Consider the following 1,215-nt stretch of genomic DNA (forward strand, 5'->3'; position numbering starts at 1 on the left):
CATCGCGGGCAAGCCTTGCTCCCACAGGGGTTAGGTGTTGTGCGTGAAAGCGGCGATTAACGAAGGTTCAAGACCTGAACTGACTCGGCGCCACGCCACTCCAGCGTACAAACGCATGGCGAAAGCTGGCCGTTTCGCTGAAACCGAGCATTTCGGCAATCCGATAGATCGGCAATTGATCCTCACACAGCATCTGCTTGGCCCGTTCGAAGCGCAGTTCGTCGAGCAATTCCTGATAGCTACAGCCCATATTCTTGAGGTGCCGACGCAAGGTGCGCGACGAGCAGTTCATCTGTTCTGCCAGGCCTTCCAGGCCGGGGGCGGCATTCAATTGTGCACTGAGCAATTGGCGAATCCGCCCCAGCCAGGCCTGGCGGCCGGTGAACTCGGTGTTCTGCCTACGGCAACGTTCGGCCATGGCGTGGTGGGTGATGGGGTCGGCCAGTGGCAGCGGTTGTTCCAGCCAGTGATGGTCGAAGGCGAAGGCGTTATCGACGCTGTCGAAACGCACCGGGCAGTCGAAGAGCGCTGCGTAGCGCGCCTGATAATCAGGCGCCGAATGTTCGAAACGCGCCGCGCGCAGGGGCAGCGTCTGGCCGAGCAGGTCGTTGCAGATGACTTTTAGCGAAACCATGCAGAATTCGGCGTTGAACACTGCCAGGGCCGGGCTCTCCCGATAATCGCTGGCGCTGAGCCAGACCGTTGCATGGCCTTCTTCCAGGTGCAGCTCGAAGAGTGTTCCCAATAGCGCCGGATAGCGCAGTGCCAAACGCAAAGCGTCACCCAAAGTGGCACTGCTGAGCAGGGCATAACCCAGCATTCCGTAGGACGACACGTGCATGCGCAAGCCCAGTTCCAGGCCGATATCGCGCTTGAGGGCCACGGCATTGGCGCAAACCTGCATCTCCTGATTGGTGGTGATGCGTGTATCGGCCCGGCTCAAGTCCGCCGCGCTGATGCCGCTGCCGGCCAGCAATGCATCACTGGGCAGGCCTTCGTGCTTGAAGGTATTGAGTACCAGGGAGACGGCGTTGAGCGTGGTGAGGTGGGAGTGCAGCATGTTTGTTTCCGGCCGGAGGAGGCTGGAAATGGAGCAAGTTATGTGCCGGATGAAAATCGGAAGGTCAGCACAACACCCAATGTGGGAGCGCGCTTGTGGGAGCAAAGCTTGCTCGCGACGCAGGGGACACGGATCAACAGTAAGGTCGCGTCATC

Annotated in this window: 1 protein-coding gene; it reads right to left on the bottom strand. The window is 60.0% G+C overall.

What is annotated here, in order from left to right:
* Positions 1–67: 67 nt before the first annotated feature.
* Complete coding sequence (locus tag HU811_RS26985; protein ID WP_186659159.1) at positions 68–1,060, bottom strand: AraC family transcriptional regulator; 993 nt, start codon at positions 1,058–1,060, stop codon at positions 68–70.
* Positions 1,061–1,215 lie beyond the last annotated feature (155 nt).

Origin of the sequence: Pseudomonas tehranensis (assembly GCF_014268615.1) — a bacterium.
GTDB lineage: Bacteria > Pseudomonadota > Gammaproteobacteria > Pseudomonadales > Pseudomonadaceae > Aquipseudomonas > Aquipseudomonas tehranensis.

Bases quoted from the DNA above. Each gene is read 5' to 3' on its own strand.
- HU811_RS26985 (WP_186659159.1), bottom strand. From the start codon at position 1,060: ATGCTGCACTCCCACCTCACCACGCTCAACGCCGTCTCCCTGGTACTC.